The organism is Harryflintia acetispora (assembly GCA_004340125.1).
Taxonomy (GTDB): domain Bacteria; phylum Bacillota; class Clostridia; order Oscillospirales; family Ruminococcaceae; genus Harryflintia; species Harryflintia acetispora.
Window position 1 is genome coordinate 1 of the sequence record SLUK01000015.1, and the last position, 14,294, is coordinate 14,294.

Below are 14,294 nucleotides of genomic sequence, written 5' to 3' on the forward strand. Positions count from 1 at the left end.
CGAGCTGGAATGGACGAACAGCGATCCCGGCGCCGCCGCGATGACAGTCGCGGCGGACGGGCGCAGCGCCACCATCGACGCCAGCGGCAAGACGGCAGGCAGCACGACGATCACCGCCCACATCAAGGGGGCGCCGGATACGGCGCAGTACAAGGCGAGCTGCACCGTCACGGTGGTGACCATCGGCAGCGTGAGCGTCAGCCCCAACAGCTATACCCTCTATACTCAGGGTTCGCCGCAGACGGTACAGCTGGCCGCGACGGTAACACCCAACGCCGCCCCGGTCTGGAGCAGCAGCAACCCGGCCGCCGCGACGGTCAACCAGACCGGGCTGGTGACAGCCGTCGCGGCGGGGAGCGCCACCGTCACCGCGACGGTGGGCGGTAAAAGCGGAAGTAGCACCATTACAGTTAAGGACAAGATTCCCGTGGCCTCGGTAACGGTCAGCGGTACCAATAGTTTGGTGCGCACCAGCGACAACCTCAGCCCCACCACTCAGCTTTCCGCCTCTGTCGAGCCGGAGAATGCCACTCTGAAAACTGTCACCTGGGTGAAGACCGGCGGCAGCGGGAATATCAACATCAGCACCTCCGGGCTGGTGACCGCGACATCGGCGGGCAGCGCCACCTTCACCGCCACCGCCGACGGCGTGACGAGCACCCCCTACATCGTGACGGTCACCGACCAGAAGGTCACGGGCATCACCATCCGGGCAAACGATTCCGTTCTGACCGGAAAATCCATTTCGGTTTCTGCCACCGTGACTCCCGAAAACGCCATCAACACTGACATAACCTGGAGTCTCACACAGAGTAAAAATTACGCCTCGCTCAGCGGGCAAACCCTCAATGGCCTGGAGAGCGGCGATGTGTTTGGTACCGTGACACTGCGCGCCGTTTCAAACGACGGGGGAGCCTCCCAGACGAAAACGGTGCGCGTCACCGCTGCAAACGGAAGCCAGGTCCAATGGGCGGGCAAATCTTGGCGGGTCGCCGATGAGGACGCTACCCAGTTCGGCGGCAAGACAGGCTCGGTGGTGCTGATCGGCGACATTTATGAGACTGTCGAGTTCGGCTCCAACACCTATTATTACAGCACGGTGCGCAATAGGTGCCTGGCTCTTTACAACAGTCTGACGGCGGCACAAAAGGCAAAAATTTCCAATCATGCCGTGGTCGGTGATCCTGTCTGGGTACCCAACTCTTATGAAATTTACGGCTCCTCCACCCCCTCCTGGGGGCTTACTCCCGGCGACACGCTCATTCGCCAGCTGGGTTACTTTGCCAACACCGGGACGACGGTTTCCAACACGGAGCCGGTGCGCGGGATCTATCAAAGTTACGGCTCCTGGCTGCGCGTCAATTACAACAATTCGGGAGATTCCATCTGCCGCGTGCTCAACGGCTATCTGAGCTATGATAAGAGCACCGCCTCAAAAAACGCCATACACCCCGCGTTGGTCCTCAACCCTTAACCGCGGTAAAGAAAGGCGCCGCCCGGCTCTTTTGAGCCGGGCGGCGCCTTTTTCAAATACGAATAAAAAAATGCCGCCCCCGCTATTGCAAGGACAGCACCCTGGTGGTGGAAGAGAGAAGCTGTGGGCTTTTTTCTTCCATATTGTTTGTCCCCGGTGGACAACATCATGAATTATAACCCACGTTTTTGTAAAATGCAACACAATATCTTGTAAATTGTAGCATTCCACAAATTCGTGTCAAACTGGATGTGAATTTTGAACAACCTGTAAACGGGACGGGAACAAACCAAAAACTCTTCTTTTTGCGCGGCCGATTTCGACCCCCTCGTACTTGTGGAGGGCCAGCGGGTTGTGCTATAATAAATTGATTGTAGCATGGGCCATTCTGCCCCTGTGGGCACAGGGGAACGGGAGGAGGGGAGCGCTTCGTGATGCGGATTTTAGGGATCGACCCCGGCTACGCCATCGTGGGCTGGGGGGTGGTGGACTACCACAACAATCACTTTTTCCCGGTCCAGTACGGGGCGATCACCACCGAGGCGGGGGAGGAGTTCGATGTGCGGCTGCGCAGGATTTATCTCGATACCTGCGCGCTGATCACCGCCGCCAAGCCTGAGGCGATGGCCATCGAGCGGCTCTACTTTACCACCAACCAGAAGACGGCCATCGACGTGGCCCAGGCGCGCGGGGTCATCCTGCTCGCCGCGGCGCTTCAAGACGTGCCGATTTTCGAGTATACCCCCCTGCAGGTCAAAAGCTCGGTGGTCGGCTACGGCAAGGCCGAGAAAAAGCAGGTTATGCTGATGACCCAGCGGATACTGGGCCTCAAGGAAGTTCCGAAGCCCGACGACACCGCCGACGCGCTGGCGATTGCCATCTGCCATGGGCACAGCGCGGGCAGCTCACTGTCGGGACTGATACGAAAGGCGGGCGCGAGATGATCCATTCCCTGCGCGGCATATTGGCCGCGGTAGAACCAAACTTTATTGTGATCGAGTGCTCGGGGGTGGGCTTCGGGGTGCGCACCACCATGAACACCATCGGCAAGCTGCCCAAAACGGGGAGCGAGGTCAAGATATACACCCACCTCTCGGTGCGCGAGGATGCGATGGAGCTCTTCGGCTTTTCGGAGCCGAGCGAGCTAAACTGCTTTCGCATGCTCACCGCCGTCACCGGGGTGGGGCCGAAGGCGGCCATCTCGATCCTCAGCGAGCTGACCCCGGACAAGCTCATGCTCTGCGTGGCCTCGGGGGACCACAAGTCGATCACCCGGGCGCAGGGGGTGGGGCCGAAGCTCGCCAGCCGGATCGTGCTCGAGCTCAAGGACAAGATCAGTAATGAGGAGCTCGCCGGCGGGATGGAGGGCGCCGCCTTCGCGGCGGCGGCCGACCCGAAGACCAATGCGGGCGAGGCGATGAGCGCTCTGGTGGTGCTGGGCTACGCCCAGTCCGAGGCGGCCGCGGCGGTGGCCCGCTTCGCGCCGGACACCCCGGTGCAGGAGATGATCAAGGGCGCGCTGAAGATTCTCAGCGGCGGCCGATAAGGGTAGGGGAGCGGCAGAATGAACGATTTTAGCGAGATGGATTTTGAAAACCGCGTCATGGCGCCCGAGGCGCTGGGGGAGGACAGCGAGAGCGAGCTGAACCTTCGCCCCCAGTCGCTGGACGAATATATCGGCCAGGAGAAGGCCAAGGAGCACCTGCGCGTCTATATCGAGGCGGCGAAAGGGCGCGGTGAGGCGCTCGACCATGTGCTGCTTTACGGCCCTCCGGGACTGGGCAAGACCACCCTGTCCGGGATCATCGCGCGGGAGATGGGGGTGGAAATCCGCGTAACCTCCGGCCCCGCCATCGAGAAGCCGGGCGATCTGGCGGCGTTGCTGACCAACCTGAATGCCGGGGACATCCTCTTTGTGGACGAGATACACCGCCTTTCGCGGGCGGTGGAGGAGGTCCTCTACCCGGCGATGGAGGACTACGCGCTGGACATCATGATCGGCAAGGGGCCCTCGGCGCGCTCGATAAGGATCGACCTGCCCAAGTTCACCCTGATCGGCGCGACCACCCGGGCGGGACAGCTTTCCGCCCCGCTGCGGGACCGCTTCGGGGTGGTCATGCGCCTCGAGATGTACACCCCGCAGGAGCTCGGCACCATCGTGCGGCGCAGCGCGGGGATCCTCTCGATCGACTGCGACGAGGGCGGGGCGCTGGAGATCGCCTGCCGTTCGCGCGGCACGCCGCGTATCGCCAACCGGCTGCTGAAAAGGGTGCGGGACTTCGCCCAGGTGCTGGGCGACGGGCGGATCACCAACGACCTTGCCAAGCTCGCGCTCAACAAGCTGGAGATCGACCCGCTGGGGCTGGACGACGTGGACCGGCGGATGCTCGCCCTCATCATCACAAACTATGCCGGCGGCCCGGTAGGGCTGGAGACCCTGGCCGCGGCCATCGGCGAGGAATCGGTCACCTTGGAGGACGTGTACGAGCCCTACCTCATGCAGATCGGCTTTCTGGCGCGCACCCCGCGCGGGCGCTGCGTCACCCCGAAGGCCTATGACCACCTGGGGCTTCGCATGCCCTCGGCTGCGCGGGAGGATGAGCTGCAGCAGAAGCTGGAGCTCTAAACGAAAACCGTCTTCGCATATAGATAGAGAGATGCAACAGAGATTTATATCGGGCAGAAACGGCGGAAAGGAATGGTTACAGGTATGGGGAGAATTTTTGGAACCGACGGCGCGCGCGGGGTCGCGAACACTGAGATCAGCTGCGATTTGGCGATGGACATCGGCCGGGCGCTGGCAATGGTGCTCACCGAGAAGAGCGATAAGCGCCCGAGAGTATTGATCGGGCGGGACACCCGCATCTCGGGCGATATGCTGGAGAGCGCCGTGGCGGCGGGGCTGTGCTCGGTGGGCGCGAATGCCGAGCTGCTGGGCGTGGTGCCCACGCCGGCCATCGCGCACCTGGTGCGCGAGCTGCACGCCGACGCGGGGGTCATGCTCTCCGCCTCGCACAACCCGTTTGAGTACAACGGGATCAAAATTTTCGGCTCGGGCGGGCTCAAGCTGCGCGATGAGCAGGAATTCGAGATCGAGGAGCTGGTGCTCGACCACAAGGCCCCCTTCACCATCCAGTGGGGCGCGCATGTCGGCCGGGTGAGCCGGGACGAGCGCGCGGTGCAAAAATATGTCGACCATCTCGCCGCCACCGTGCCCGAGGGGCTCATGGGGCTGCGCGTGGCGCTGGACTGCTCGAACGGCAGCGCCAGCCGCACCGCCGAAGGCCTCTTTACCCGCCTGGGGGCCGAGGTCACCATTTTTTCATGCGCGCCCGACGGGATCAACATCAACGACGGCTGCGGCTCCACCCATATCGAGGCGCTGCAGGAGCTGGTGCGGTGCGGGGACTTTGACTGCGGCTTCGCCTTCGACGGGGACGCCGACCGATGCCTCGCGGTGAGTGCCGAGGGGGAGCTGGTGGACGGGGACCGGATCATCGCCCTGCTGGCCAAGGACCTGAAGGAGCGCGGGAAGCTCGTGGGGGACAGTGCGGTGGTCACCGTGATGAGCAACCTCGGCTTCCATAAATTCTGCGAGCAGACCGGTATCCGCGCCGAGATCACCAAGGTCGGGGACCGGTACGTGCTGGAAAACATGCTGGAAAACGGCTATATGATCGGCGGCGAGCAGTCAGGGCACGTCATCCTGCGCGAGCACATGACCACCGGGGACGGGCAGCTCACCGCGCTGCATGTGATGGCGGTGATGAAGCGCACCGGCAAAAGCCTCCACGAGCTGGCAAGCGTCATGCAGGTCTTCCCGCAGGTGACGGTCAACGTGCGGGCCGATCCGTATATGAAGAGCCATCTCGAGCTCGACGACGGGGTGGTGCGCAAGGTGGCCGAGCACCGCGAGCGCCTGGGCGACAGCGGCCGGGTGCTGGTGCGCGTCAGCGGTACCGAGCCCCTGATCCGGGTGATGATCGAGGGGCAGGACGAAGAATATATCAAGGCGGCGGCTGGGGACATCGCCGACACCATCAAGGAACGGCTGGGGAATAATGAGAGCGACAAAGGACTTTAAGGATTACGAGCTGATCGACTGCTCAGGCGGCGAAAAGCTCGAGCGCTGGGGCGATGTGACCCTGGTGCGCCCCGACCCGCAGGTGCTGTGGGAGACTCCGCGGGGGCCGCGTTGGAAAAGCTGCAACGCGCACTACCACCGCTCACAAAGCGGCGGCGGGCGCTGGGAGTATAAGAGCATGCGCCGGGAGAGCTGGAATATCTCCTGGCGCCAGCTCACCTTTAAAATCAGCCCGACCGGCTTCAAGCACACCGGCCTGTTTCCCGAGCAGGCGGTCAACTGGGACTATGTCATGGAGAAGCTCGCCGGGCGGCCGGGGGCGAATATTTTAAACCTCTTCGCCTACACCGGCGGGGCCACCCTGGCCTGCGCGGCGGCGGGGGCGAAGGTCTGCCATGTGGACGCCTCCAAGGGGATGGTGTCCTGGGCGCGGGAAAACGCCGCGCTCAGCTCCCTTGCGGACAAGCCGGTGCGCTGGATCGTGGACGACTGCAAAAAGTTCGTCGAACGGGAGCTGCGCCGGGGCAACCGGTATGACGGGATCATCATGGACCCGCCCTCCTACGGCCGGGGGCCGGGGGGCGAGATCTGGAAGCTCGAGGAGCAGATCTACCCGCTGCTCGAGCTGACGGCGCCGCTGCTTTCAGACGCCCCGCTCTTTTTCATTTTAAACTCCTACACCACCGGGCTTTCGGCCTCGGTCATGCAGTACCTGCTGGGGGTCACGGTGGGGCGGCTTCACGGCGGGCGCGCCGCGGCCGACGAGATCGGCCTGCCGGTCAGCGAGACCGGGCTCGTGCTCCCCTGCGGCAGCACCGCGATCTGGGAGCCCTGACATCGCCTTTCCGGCCGCGAGGCCCTGCCCGCGGACCACTTTATGATAGCGAGGATGTTTTTCGTGAAGGATCAGTTTTTACAGGCACAGCACCTGAGCTTTGCATATAACACCGAGGAGGGGGAAACCCCGGTCCCGGTGCTGCGGGAGCTGAGCACCGCCATCCCGAAGGGGCAGTTCGTGGCGGTGCTCGGCCACAACGGCTCGGGCAAAAGCACGCTGGCCAAGCACTTTAACGCCATCCTGCTGCCCCAGGGCGGCACGGTATACGTCGGTGGAATGGATACGAGGGTGGAGGAAAACCTTCTGCCCATCCGCCAGACGGTGGGGATGGTTTTCCAGAATCCCGACAACCAGATCGTCGCCACCATCGTGGAGGAGGACGTCGCCTTTGCGCTGGAGAACATGGGGGTGGCCCCCGATGATATCCGGCGCAGGGTGGACGAGGCGCTCAAGACGGTGGGGATGTACGAATTCCGCGAGCACGCGCCGCACCAGCTTTCGGGCGGCCAAAAGCAGCGGGTGGCCATCGCCGGGGTGATCGCCATGCGCCCGGCGTGTATCGTGCTCGACGAGCCGACCGCCATGCTCGACCCCAAGGGGAGGCGGGAGGTCATCGGCACCATCCGCAGCCTGAACCGGGAGTTTGGGATCACCGTGGTGCTGATCACCCACTATATGGACGAGGCCGCGCGGGCCGACCGGGTGATCGTGATGAACGACGGGCAGATCATCCTGGACGACGTGCCCAAGAAGGTCTTCTCCCACGTCGCCGCGCTCAAGGAGGTGGGGCTGGACGTTCCCCAGGCCACCGAGCTTAGCTATGAGCTGCGGGGCGCGGGGGTCAACCTGCCGGACGACATCCTGGACGACGAGGAGTTCGTGCGGGAGCTTTGTAAGCTCCTAAATAAGCGGGAAGGGGAGGGATGCTGACATGCCGGCGATCAAAACGGAGCATCTGAGCTATGTCTATTCGCCCGGCACCCCTTTCGAGAAGACGGCGGTGGACGACGTGAACGTCGAGATCGAGAGCGGGGAATTCGTCGGGGTGATCGGACACACCGGCTCGGGGAAGAGCACCCTGATCCAGCATTTCAACGGCCTGCTCGAGCCGACCGCGGGCAAGGTTTATATCGACGGGGAGGACCTGTGGGCGGACAAGAGCCGCCTGCGCGATTTCCGCTTCAAGGTGGGGCTGGTCTTCCAGTACCCCGAATACCAGCTCTTCGAGGACACCGTGTATAAGGACATCTCCTTCGGGCCGCGCAACATGGGAATGAGCGAGGAGGAGATCCACAAGAGCGTGATGGACGCCGCGGCCTTCGTGGGGCTCAAGGAAAAACACATGGAGAAGTCGCCCTTCGAGCTCTCGGGCGGCCAAAAGCGGCGGGTGGCCATCGCCGGGGTGATCGCCATGAACCCAAAGGTGCTGATCCTGGACGAGCCCACCGCCGGGCTCGACCCGAAGGGGCGGGACCGGATCCTCGGCCAGATCAGGGAATACCACCAGCAGGTGGGGAACACCGTGCTGCTGGTCTCCCACTCGATGGAGGACATCGCCCGCTACTCCAAGAAGGTACTGGTGATGAACCAGTCCAGGCTCTTCATGTACGCCGATGTGGCCGAGGTCTTCGAGCACGCCGATCAGATCGCCGCGATGGGGCTGTCCGTGCCGCAGATCACCCGGATATTCCACCGGCTCTCTGCCGAGGGGTACCCGGTGCGGCGCAACATCTACGACATGCAAAGGGCGAAGGACGAGATTCTGCGCCTGCTCTCGGAAAGGGGGAAGGCCTAATGCTGCGCGACATCACAATTGGGCAGTATTTCCCCGGCAAATCGGTCATCCACCGCCTGGACAGCCGGGTCAAGATCATCCTGGTGGTGGCCTATATCGTCATGTTGTTTTTGGCCACCAATCCGAGCGGGCTGGCGGTGGGAATCCTCTTTCTGGTGCTGACCTACGGCATCTCGGGGATCCCCTATAAAATGATCCTCAAGAGTTTAAAGCCGGTGGTGCCGATCATCCTTTTCACCGGCGTGCTCAACATGTTCTTTATGGACGGCGAGATCATCTTCCAGTGGGGCTTCATCAAGATCGCCAAAGAGGGGGTCCTGCTGGCGATCACCATGACCATCCGGATCATCTGCCTGATCGCCGGGACCTCGCTGCTGACCTACACCACCTCGCCCATCGCGCTCACCGACGCGATCGAGCGGCTGCTCTCCCCCCTAAAGCGGTTGAAGGTCCCGGTGCACGAGCTGGCCATGATGATGACCATCGCCCTGCGCTTCATCCCGACGCTCATCGAGGAGACCGACAAGATCATGGCGGCCCAGAAGGCGCGCGGGGCGGACCTCGAGAGCGGCAACCTTATGCAGCGCGCCAAGGCGCTTATCCCGATTCTGATCCCGCTCTTCGTCTCGGCGTTCCGCCGGGCGGATGAGCTGGCGCTGGCCATGGAGTGCCGCTGCTACCACGGCGGCGAGGGGAGGACGCGGATGAAGCAGCTGCACCTGCGCTACTACGACTTTGTGGCGAGCGGCTTTGTGCTGGCGTGTATTCTGGCGGTGGTGGCGATTAACCTCCTCGTCCCGCCGCTGTTTTAGGAGGCGGGGATGGATCGCAACCTGCTGCTGACTTTACGCTACAACGGCGCTTACTTCCACGGCTCGGCGGTGCAGAAAAACGCCGTCACCGTCTGCGGGACGCTGCAGCCCGCCCTCGAGCGGATCGTGGGGGAGAAGATTTTGATCAAGTGCTGCTCGCGCACCGACGCCGGAGTGCACGCCGAGATGTTCTGCCTGAGCTTTCATACAAAAAGCTCGATCGAGCCGCAGCGGCTGGTCCTGGCGCTCAACAATTCCCTGCCCGAGGCGCTTGCGGCCTATGCCTGCCGCGAGGTGCCGCCCGGCTTCCATGCGCGCTACAGCTGCCTTGGCAAGCGGTATCTCTATAAGATCCACAATTCCCCGGTCAAGAACCCCTTTTTGATCGACCTGTGCTGTCACCACCGCTACCCGCTGGACGTGGAGCGGCTGAACCGCGCTTGCCAGGACTTCCTGGGGCGGCACGACTTTTCGGCCTTCTGCGCGTCGGGCAGCGACGTTGCGGACCGGGTGCGCACCATCACCGATTGCTCGCTGCGCCGGGAAGGGGAGCTGGTGTCTTTCGAGGTGGCGGGGGACGGCTTCCTTTACAACATGGTGCGGATCATGGTGGGGACCCTTCTCAAAATGAGCTATGGCAGGATCGCCCCCGACGCAATCCCGGAAATCTTGCGTGCGCGCGAGCGCAAAAACGCGGGCCCCACCGCACCGGCCGCGGGGCTCTATCTCAAGGAAGTGTACTACGACCTGCCGGACCCCGAAAACTGAGTGTTTGGAGAGACGACGGATGGCAAAAGAGAAGCTCAGCGAGTTTGAGCGCTACAAACGCAAACTGAATATCCGAAAAAAGCTCAGCGCCATCTTCTGGCTGCTGCTCATTACAGCCGTCGCCGCGGGCGGAGTGGTTTGGTTCGGCGCCTTTTCAAAGTCCGAGTTTGGGGTCGCCTTCCGCTCCCAGTTTACGAGGGACGAGCAGTTCCCCATCGCGCTTTCCGGCGGGTCGATCCGCCAGATCGAGCCACTGGAATGGGATATCTGCTTCATCAACGACACCGATTTTTACGTCTACGACAACAAGGGCAATATGACCTTTACCGCCACCCACGGCTTCGCCTCGCCGGTGCTCAAGACCGACGGGGGCCGCGCGCTGCTCTACGACCAGGGAGGGACCCGCTTCCTGCTGACGAGCTCCTCGCGGCAGCTCGCACAGATTGACGCCGGCTACGCCATCCATGCGGCCGACGTCGCCTCGGACGGCTCGGTCGCGGTGGCGACCTCGGCCTCGCAGCACGCCACCCAGGTGACGGTCTACGACAGCCTGCAAAACCAGCCGCTGGTCTGGAAGAGCTCGGAGAATATGGCGACGGCCATCGCCCTCTCGCCCGACGCGGGCCAGGTGGCCATCTCCTGTATCAACGCCAGCGGGGGGGAGCTCGTCTCCACTGTCTACCTGCTGGACGTCAAGAACAACCAGGAGATCATGCGCGCGCAGCTGCCGGGCGAGTTCACCTACAGCATCTCCTTCAAGGACCAGTCCATCCACGTAATCACCGACAAGGGGGTCAAGTCGATCGACAGCATGGGCCGGGTGCGCGCCTCCTTCGACTACCAGGGGCAGCAGCCGATGCTGTTTTCGGACCAGCAGCTGCACAACACCGTGCTGGTGCTGGGCAACTACCGCTACATGCGCTCGAGCGAGGTGGTCTCGCTCGACGCCAAATGTAAGCAGCTCGCCCGCTTCACGGTGGATACCACCGTCGACTCGCTCAAGGTGAACGAGCGGGGGATTTACTACCTGTCCGACAACGTGGTTTATCACTACGACTTCAGCGGCAAGCTGCTCGCGCAGACCGAGGCCCCCGGCACGGGCGAATACCTGCCGCTGGGGCAGAGCCTCTACGCCGGGACCTATGAGGAATTGCGCCGGCTCGAAATCCGCTGATCCTTTCTATGCTGCCTGCCGGGCATGCCGCCCGGCGAAAAAGGAGATCATTATGCAACCGTTCATTCCGCTGATTTACGACATCGCTACCGTCATCGTCTTCATCTACATGATCGCCGCCTGCGCGCGCCGGGGCTTTTTGCGCACCATCGTCAGCTTCATCGGCTACGCCGCCGCCCTCGTCGGCGCCGCGGTGCTCTCCCGCCCGCTGGCCGCCGGGGTCTATGACTCGCTGATCCGTCCGGGGGTGATCCAAAGGATCGCCGAAAAACTGGCGCAGTACCAAAACGACGCCCTTCCCGCCGGATTGCTGGGGCTGTTCGAGGGGCTCCCCGAGGAGGTGCTCGGGGCCCTTGGCATGGACAAGGAGGGGATCGTGGACGCGCTGGGCGACCTGATCCAAAACGGCGGGCAGGGCGCGGCCGGCGAGATCGCCGACGCCATCGTGGCGCCGCTGGCGGTCATGCTGCTCAAAATCATCTTCTTCTTTTTGATCTTCGGCCTTTTGATGATCATTGTGCGCCGGGTCGCCTGGGTGTTCGGCTCGGTCAACCACCTTCCCCTGCTGGGCCCTGCCAACCGGATCCTGGGCGGCGCGGTGGGCGCGCTGCAGGCCGCGCTGACCATGTACGTCGTGGCGGTGCTGCTGGTGCTGCTGGTCTCGCTGACCAAGGAGGGGATCGTGATCCGCCTGTCGGGCGAGGACATCACGCTGGCGAGCTACGCGCTCTACCAGCGCACGGTGCTCTTTAGGGTGTTCGTCAACACCAACCCGCTCGACCTGCTGCTGCTCACCCAGAACGCCCTCTCCTATGCGGGGATCAAGGACGTGCTGGCGCAGCTGAGGATAAATTAGCAAACTAAACCATGGAGTGCTAAAATTTTTAAAAATAGATGTGGTTTGGTCACAGAAATTTCACAGGATTGGGTTATAATGAACGCAAACAGGGGCGTATTGCCCCTTGAACGATAGACGGCAAGTAACGAAGGTGCACGGGAATCGTTTCGTGTTTGAGAGGGAGCCTTTTATGAATATGTTATGTTCGAGATGCAAAAAACGGATCGCCGTGGTGTACATGACCCGCATGGACAACGGCGAGCCGGTCAACGAGGGCCTTTGCCTGCAGTGCGCGAAGGAGCTCGGGATACAGCCGGTTGACGACCTGATGAAAAAGATGGGGGTCAACGAGGAGGAGCTGGAGGCGATGAACAACCAGCTCATGGACATCATGGGAGAAAACGGCGAGGAGGGCTTCGAGGTCGGCGGCGCGCAGCCCTTCCCGTTTTTGCAGAACCTCTTCGGAGGGAACATGCCCAAAAACAGCGGCGGGGAGCTGCCGAAGGAGGCGCCCGGCGAGGTGTCCACCGGCGAGCGGCGGCAGGAAAAGAAGTCCGAGCGAAAGCAGCGCGCGGAGGACAAGAAGCGCAAGTACCTCAACACCTACTGCGAGAACCTGACCGAAAAGGCCCGCGAGGGCAAAATTGACAACGTGGTCGGCCGGCAAAACGAGATTTACCGGGTCATGCAGATTTTAAACCGCCGTCAGAAGAACAACCCCTGCCTGATCGGCGAGCCGGGCGTCGGCAAGACGGCCATCGCCGAGGGGATCGCGAAAAGGCTTTGCAGCGGGGAGGTGCCCTACCGGCTGGCGGGGAAGGAAATCTACCTGCTCGATTTGACCGCCCTGGTCGCGGGCACCCAGTTTCGGGGCCAGTTCGAGAGCCGGGTTAAGGGGCTGATTTCCGAAATCAAGGAGCTGGGGAACATCATCCTCTTCATCGACGAGATCCACAACCTCGTGGGCGCCGGGGAGAGCGAGGGCGGCGCGATGAACGCCGCGAACATCCTGAAGCCCGCCCTCTCGCGCGGCGAGGTGCAGGTCATTGGCGCGACCACCTTTACCGAATACCGCAAGAACATCGAGAAGGACGCGGCGCTCGAGCGGCGCTTCCAGCCGGTGAAGGTGGATGAGCTGAACATCGACGAGACCTTCGAGGTGATGCAGGGGATCAAGGGGCATTACGAGCAGTTCCACCGGGTGTCGGTGAGCGACTATATCCTAAAGCGGATGGTGGTGCTCTCCGAGCGGTACATCACCGACCGCTTCCTGCCGGACAAGGCGATCGACCTGCTCGACGAGAGCTGCTCCTGCGCGGTGATGCGCAACCCCGACATGGCGAAATACGACGAGCTCTCAAAGCGGATTACCGAGCTCAACGACGAGATCATCACCCTGGAGGCCGACCCGGACTATAAGGACTACGAGCACATCGCCTCGATCAAGAGCGAGGCCATCCGCGTCCAGGCGCAGCTGAGCGATCTCGCCCCCAAGGCGATCGGCGCGCCGGTGACCGACGACGACGTGGCCAAGGTGATCGAGCTGTGGACCGGGATTCCGGCGAGCAAGATCCGCGAGAGCGAGCTCAGCCGGGTGGCGGGGCTCCAGGATGAGCTCAGAAAGCGGATCATCGGCCAGGACGAGGCGGTGGAGCTGGTGTCCGCCGCGGTCAAGCGCACCCGGATCCAGCTTTCGGCGCGCCGCCGGCCGGCGTCCTTCATCTTTGTCGGGCCGACGGGGGTGGGGAAGACCGAGCTGGTCAAGGTGTTAAGCCAGCAGCTCTTCGACGACCAGGAGCCGCTGATCCGGCTCGATATGTCCGAATTCATGGAGAAGCACTCGGTCTCGCGGATCATCGGTTCCCCGCCGGGTTATGTCGGCTACGACGAGGCGGGCCAGCTCACCGAGAAGGTGCGCCGCCGCCCCTATTCGGTGGTGCTCTTCGACGAGATCGAGAAGGCCCACCCGGATGTGATGAACATCCTCCTGCAGATCCTGGACGAGGGGAAGATCACCGACGCGCAGGGGCGCACCGTCTCATTTGAAAACACGGTGATCGTGATGACCTCCAACGCCGGGACCGAGCGCAGCGACATGTCCCTTGGCTTCAACCGCCAGCCCCAGCAGGTCGCCAAGGACCGCGCGATGAAGTCCTTAAAGGAATTCCTGCGCCCCGAGTTTCTGGGCCGGGTGGACGAGATCGTGGTCTTCCGCCCCTTGAGCGAGGAGGACTACCAGCGGATCGCCGCCCTGATGCTCGACGAGCTGAAGGGGCCTTTGAGCGAGCGGGGCGTGCAGCTGCGCTACGACGACGCGCTCCTGCGCGAGGTGGCGCACCGCGCCTTCGGCGGGCACAGCGGCGCGCGCGATTTGACCCGGGTGATCCGCAAGGACATCGAGGACCGGGTCTGCACCCTGCTTATCAGCACCCTGGACACCCCTCCCAAGGCCATCGAGGTGACGGCCAAGGACGGGCAGATTTATATTTCTTAAAAACAGATAAAGGATCA

Annotated in this window: 13 protein-coding genes; all 13 read left to right on the top strand. The window is 62.7% G+C overall.

Going from position 1 to position 14,294, the window contains the following annotated elements; genetic code table 11:
* On the top strand, window positions 1–1,474 hold a 1,474-nt coding region (locus EDD78_RS13180; protein WP_132085247.1), incomplete at its 5' end, for an Ig-like domain-containing protein.
* A 434-nt stretch (window positions 1,475–1,908) separates the two neighbouring features.
* On the top strand, window positions 1,909–2,418 hold the full coding sequence (gene ruvC / locus EDD78_RS13185; RefSeq protein WP_079698377.1) for a crossover junction endodeoxyribonuclease RuvC: 510 nt from the start codon (window positions 1,909–1,911) through the stop codon (window positions 2,416–2,418).
* Complete coding sequence (gene ruvA, locus EDD78_RS13190; protein WP_079698378.1) at window positions 2,415–3,020, top strand: Holliday junction branch migration protein RuvA; 606 nt, start codon at window positions 2,415–2,417, stop codon at window positions 3,018–3,020. Before ruvC ends, ruvA begins: the two co-directional genes overlap by 4 nt.
* Window positions 3,021–3,056: 36 nt before the next feature.
* Window positions 3,057–4,100, top strand: a complete 1,044-nt coding sequence (ruvB, locus tag EDD78_RS13195; protein ID WP_423241242.1) for a Holliday junction branch migration DNA helicase RuvB — start codon at window positions 3,057–3,059, stop codon at window positions 4,098–4,100.
* An 84-nt stretch (window positions 4,101–4,184) separates the two neighbouring features.
* Window positions 4,185–5,558 carry a phosphoglucosamine mutase gene (gene glmM / locus EDD78_RS13200; protein WP_079698380.1) on the top strand — a complete coding sequence of 458 codons (1,374 nt, stop codon included), beginning with the start codon at window positions 4,185–4,187 and terminating at the stop codon, window positions 5,556–5,558.
* A complete protein-coding gene (locus EDD78_RS13205; RefSeq protein WP_132085248.1) occupies window positions 5,536–6,393 on the top strand; it encodes a class I SAM-dependent methyltransferase in 858 nt (285 codons plus the stop codon). Before glmM ends, EDD78_RS13205 begins: the two co-directional genes overlap by 23 nt.
* A gap of 63 nt (window positions 6,394–6,456) precedes the next feature.
* Window positions 6,457–7,326: an energy-coupling factor transporter ATPase gene (locus EDD78_RS13210; protein WP_079698469.1), complete on the top strand. Its 870-nt coding sequence runs from the start codon at window positions 6,457–6,459 to the stop codon at window positions 7,324–7,326.
* Window position 7,327: 1 nt separating this feature from the next.
* Complete coding sequence (locus tag EDD78_RS13215) at window positions 7,328–8,191, top strand: energy-coupling factor transporter ATPase (RefSeq protein WP_132085249.1); 864 nt, start codon at window positions 7,328–7,330, stop codon at window positions 8,189–8,191.
* Window positions 8,191–9,003 (top strand): energy-coupling factor transporter transmembrane component T family protein, encoded by an 813-nt coding sequence (locus EDD78_RS13220; RefSeq protein ID WP_117507926.1) that lies wholly within the window; start codon window positions 8,191–8,193, stop codon window positions 9,001–9,003. Before EDD78_RS13215 ends, EDD78_RS13220 begins: the two co-directional genes overlap by 1 nt.
* Window positions 9,004–9,012: 9 nt before the next feature.
* Complete coding sequence (gene truA, locus EDD78_RS13225; protein ID WP_132085250.1) at window positions 9,013–9,771, top strand: tRNA pseudouridine(38-40) synthase TruA; 759 nt, start codon at window positions 9,013–9,015, stop codon at window positions 9,769–9,771.
* 19 nt (window positions 9,772–9,790) lie between these two features.
* Window positions 9,791–10,945, top strand: a complete 1,155-nt coding sequence (locus EDD78_RS13230) for a DUF5711 family protein (protein WP_132085251.1) — start codon at window positions 9,791–9,793, stop codon at window positions 10,943–10,945.
* 52 nt (window positions 10,946–10,997) lie between these two features.
* Window positions 10,998–11,801 (top strand): CvpA family protein, encoded by an 804-nt coding sequence (locus tag EDD78_RS13235; RefSeq protein ID WP_165873236.1) that lies wholly within the window; start codon window positions 10,998–11,000, stop codon window positions 11,799–11,801.
* Between the two features lie 178 nt (window positions 11,802–11,979).
* Window positions 11,980–14,277 carry an ATP-dependent Clp protease ATP-binding subunit gene (locus EDD78_RS13240; protein ID WP_079698470.1) on the top strand — a complete coding sequence of 766 codons (2,298 nt, stop codon included), beginning with the start codon at window positions 11,980–11,982 and terminating at the stop codon, window positions 14,275–14,277.
* Window positions 14,278–14,294: the final 17 nt, after the last annotated feature.